4 protein-coding genes are annotated in these 4,494 nt (G+C 51.7%); all 4 read left to right on the forward strand.

Features of this window, described 5'->3' with window-relative positions; genetic code table 11:
* The first annotated feature begins 582 nt into the window (after positions 1 to 582).
* Entirely contained in the window at positions 583 to 1,638 is a 1,056-nt protein-coding gene (locus tag FYJ65_RS09320; RefSeq protein WP_154555053.1) for an aldo/keto reductase, read from the forward strand.
* A 9-nt stretch (positions 1,639 to 1,647) separates the two neighbouring features.
* Positions 1,648 to 2,217, forward strand: a complete 570-nt coding sequence (locus FYJ65_RS09325) for a hypothetical protein (RefSeq protein ID WP_154555054.1) — start codon at positions 1,648 to 1,650, stop codon at positions 2,215 to 2,217.
* Between the two features lie 15 nt (positions 2,218 to 2,232).
* Positions 2,233 to 3,093 (forward strand): LysR family transcriptional regulator, encoded by an 861-nt coding sequence (locus FYJ65_RS09330; protein ID WP_154555055.1) that lies wholly within the window; start codon positions 2,233 to 2,235, stop codon positions 3,091 to 3,093.
* A 122-nt stretch (positions 3,094 to 3,215) separates the two neighbouring features.
* Positions 3,216 to 4,310, forward strand: coding sequence for a putative NPN-dependent ornithine cyclodeaminase (locus tag FYJ65_RS09335; protein ID WP_154555056.1), 1,095 nt, complete (start codon positions 3,216 to 3,218; stop codon positions 4,308 to 4,310).
* Positions 4,311 to 4,494 lie beyond the last annotated feature (184 nt).

The following is a 4,494-nucleotide window of genomic DNA, read 5'->3' on the forward strand; positions in this document are numbered from 1 at the left end:
AAGATCGCAGGGCTCACGGCGGACCATTAGCCTGTAGGTAACCAATCCACGAATAACAGAGTGGCCACATGCCGGGAACTGTTAAATCAAAGCTCTTTCCAGATGCTGTCAAGAAAATACAAATGTGCCATGCCGAGAGAAGAAACTTTCTTGTAATCGTCTCTTGACAACGGTCACTTCATAACAGGGTTTGCGGGCAGTGAAGTACCACGTTCCAGCCGCCGGAGGCCCATCCGGCCCGATAAACGTGGTGTCTCCGGACGAAGGAATAAGGGTTTGCGGGCAGTGAAGCACCACGTCCCAGCCGCCGAAGGCCCATCCGAACCGATAGACGTGGTGCCTCCGGACGAAGGAATAAGGGCCTTGCGGGCAGTGAAGCACCACGTCCCATTGCGGCCGGCGGCCCTTCTCAATCCTCCGGAGACCCATCCACCACCCGGACGGAACTATTTTCGAATTAAACATGAAGATTTGAAAAATCGTTGCTAGTATTAGATAGAAATGATATAGTAGATATGATAATTTGTAAGTGATTAAATGAAAAATATTTCAATAAGTGCTTTTTAAAGGGAGAGAAACATCATGAAAACAGTGACACTGGGAAATACGGAAATCACCGTCCCACAGAATGCCTTTGGTGCGCTGCCGATTCAGCGGGTATCCGAGGAGGAAGCGGTGAAGCTTCTTCGGGAAGCGTATCACGGCGGAATGAGATTTTTCGATACTGCCCGGGCATACTCGGACAGTGAAGAGAAGGTGGGAGCTGCTTTTGGGGAAGGAAGCCTTCCGGGAGGCGATTCCATTCGCAATCACGTGTACATCGCCACCAAGACCGCAGCCAAAACGCCGGAAGATTTTTGGAAGGACTTGGAGACTTCCCTGGCAAATCTGAAGACGGATCACGTGGATATTTATCAGTTCCACATGGTGGATCAGTGCTGGAGACCGGGAGACGGAAGCGGAATGTATGAATGCATGCAGGAGGCCAAGGCCCAGGGGAAGATTCGCCATATCGGCGTGACCGCCCACAAAATCAAGGTGGCCATGGAATGTGTGGAGTCCGGTCTGTACGAGACCATGCAGTTCCCCTTCAGCTATCTGAGCTCGGAGCAGGAGCTGGGGCTGGTGAAGAGCTGCAAAGAGCACAACGTGGGTTTTATTGCCATGAAGGGTTTGGCCGGTGGGCTGATTAACCGGGCCGATGCGGCGATGGCGTTTACGCAGCAGTTCGACAACGTCCTTCCAATCTGGGGCATCCAGCGGGAATCGGAGCTGGCAGACTGGCTGTCATTTTTTGAAAGCGGCGATGCCGCGATGACGGAGGAACTCCGGGAGTTTATCGACGGGGAAAAAGAAGAACTGTCCGGCGAGTTTTGCCGGGGATGCGGATACTGCCTGCCGTGTCCGGTGGGAATCAAGATCAACAACTGCGCCAGAATGTCCCTGATGATTCGGCGGGCGCCATCCGAGGCATGGCTGACGGAAGAGTGGCAGGAGAACATGAAGCAGATTGAGAACTGCATGGAATGCCGCCAGTGCGTAAGCCGCTGCCCGTACAATCTGGATACGCCGGAACTGCTGAAGCGAAATTATGAGGATTACAAGAAAGTTCTAGCCGGTGAAATCAGCGTAAAGTAAGGAGCGAAGATGGCATATTTTAATTTTTCGGAAATTGACAATACCACTGCAGAACCGGAACTGAAAATCTGCAGCGGAAACCTTTCGGACTACGATTGGTCTGATTTTACCCCGAGAAGATTCTTAGAGGAAGTGCAGAAGCGGTCGGATGAAGCGGAAATTTGTGCCGGTAAAAAGATGCCGGGCACTTTAGATGAGCTGCTGGCCGTGTGCCGGGAAAATCCGGCGGATGCGGTTCTGACGGAAAACTTGAAGGTGAAGGACATGTACTGCGGCCGGGAAACGGCGGAATTCTACACCAACAAGTACGACGGGGAAGGGTTCCGAATGATGGAACTGCGGTATTACGACTGCGATCCGGAATCGGATATTATTTTCTTTAAGTTCCCGTACACAGAGAAGCGGCAGTTCGCCTGCACCTTCGATGCGCGGATTTTTGTGAATAACCCGTTGACCTTTAACCGAATTCTTCGCCGGCTGTACGGATACAACGGACCGGTGCTGGTGTACGGCGAATGGGAGATGGCCGGGGGCTTGATGGCTTCCGTAGACAGCGACAACCAGATTATCAGATTGTAGACAGTGAGGGATATAATGGATTATAACTTGCAAAAGTATATTGCGTTCATAACGGCAGTGGACAATGGGAGCATTACCGGGGCGTCGGAGATTCTGAACTATTCTCAATCCGGAATCAGCCGGATGATTGGCGATCTGGAGAAGGATTGGCAGATGTCACTTCTGGAGCGGAACAAGTACGGCGTGGAACTCACTTCCGACGGCGTTCGACTGCTTCCGCAGATTCGGGCGGTGTGCAATGAGTTTCAGAAACTCACCACGGACGTGGAGGAGCTGCAGGGTTTGGAAACCGGTCTGATTCGAATCGGAACCATTTCCAGCGTGGCCACCCACGTGCTGCCGCCGGTAATTCAGAAATTCAAGAACGATTATAAGGGCGTGAAATACGAGTTGCTTCTGGGCGATTACAACGAAATTGAGGAATGGGTGCAATCCGGTCGCGTGGATATCGGATTCGTGCTGATGCCGACCAAAGACAGTTTCGATACGATTACCTACGGCACGGATGAGATGAAAATCGTACTGCCGAAGGATCACCCGTTGTGCGAGTATGAACGGATTCCGCTGGCAGAAATCGAGAAATATCCTTTTATCCTGCAGGAGAAGGACAACAATACCAGCAGCCGGGAATTTTTCCTGAAGCACGGAATCAATCTGAGGGTGGATTTTGCGACGTGGGACGACTATGCCATCATGTCCATGGTGGAAAGCGGACTGGGCATCAGCGTGCTTCCGGAACTGATTTTGAAGCGCTGCTCCTATGATATCGAAATCAAATCCCTGGAGGAACCGTTCATCCGGGAGATGGGCATCATCATGAAAGATCGGGAACGGCTTCCGATTGCGGTGAAGCGGCTGCTGAAATATTTGGTATAAAGACAACACAAAAAATGCTATGAATTGTCAGTGAGATGTGTTAAAATAAAAACAAGAAGGGTAGAAAATAGATAGGGGATTTGGACAGAGACACCTTTTAGTTGTTATAGTAGGAGGCAGTCATGGCATTTGAATTAAGAAAGTATACACATCCCGATTTTACCGAAGAGAAATTCGTAAACGCTCCTGACGCGACCTTGGTTGAGGCGCCGAGGGACGGCATCGCACCGGATAATTTCCATGCGCTGAGCATTTTCCCGGAGTATTTCAAGATTGACGGAAAATGGCTCATGGTGGAAGAGAGCCGGATGGACACCGTTCCGATGTTCGACGGTGAGAAGGTTCAGGCAGTGGAAGCGCGCAGATTGAAGGCGGGAGACCGGGTCATCTGCGGTCGCACCGAGAACTGCGAAGAAGGTATTTTTATGCACGCCAACGGATTCGATGAGAAAAGCGAAACCGGCGACACCTTCGCATTCCGAACCGGACGTTCCAGAGAGACGGCTTTCTCCAAGGACGTGGACGAAATCGTGGAGCTGCTGAAGCACGAGAAGGAGCACGGAAACGTGGTCTGGGTGCTGGGACCGGCATTTTCCTTTGACCTGAAGGCCCGCAAAGCCCTTTCCGCGCTGATTAACGCGGGATATGCGGACGCGGTGCTGGCCGGAAACGCGTTGGCGACCCACGATCTGGAGGGTGCTTACATGAATACGGCGCTGGGTCAGAACATCTACACCCAGCAGAACGCACCGAACGGTCACTACAACCATCTGGAACTGATCAACAAAGTGCGGGAGGCCGGTTCCATTCCGGAATTTATCGAGAAATACAACATCGATAACGGAATCATTTACACCGCAGTAAAAAAAGGAATTCCGATTGTGCTGGGTGGATCCATTCGGGATGACGGACCGCTTCCGGAAGTATACGGCAACTGCTACGATGCACAGGATGCCATGCGGAACTGCGTGCGGAAGGCCACCACGGTAATCACCATGGCCACCATGCTTCATTCCATCGCAGTGGGCAATATGACACCGTCGTACCGCGTGATGGCGGACGGAACCGTGCGCCAGACCTATTTCTACATCTGTGATATCTCCGAATTCACGGTGAACAAGCTGGCGGACCGGGGAAGCTTGTCCTCCAAGGGCATCATCACCAATGTGCAGGACTTCGTGTGCAACGTCGCCGACGGCCTGGGATTGGAATACTAAATATCGAAAACGACAACGAAAACGCCGCACCGAATCAAGGTGCGGCGCTTTTATTAGGCTCTTCACGAATTTTTGTGGGATAGTTATTTGAAACTATCCCTCATTTTTAATTGGAATGCCCCGAGCGACCCGCGCTGCGAGGACTTTTTTGCAGGTATTGTCCTCGCAGCTATAGAGCGTGCGT

Origin of the sequence: Mogibacterium kristiansenii (assembly GCF_009695905.1) — a bacterium.
Classification (GTDB): Bacteria; Bacillota; Clostridia; order Peptostreptococcales; family Anaerovoracaceae; genus Mogibacterium_A; species Mogibacterium_A kristiansenii.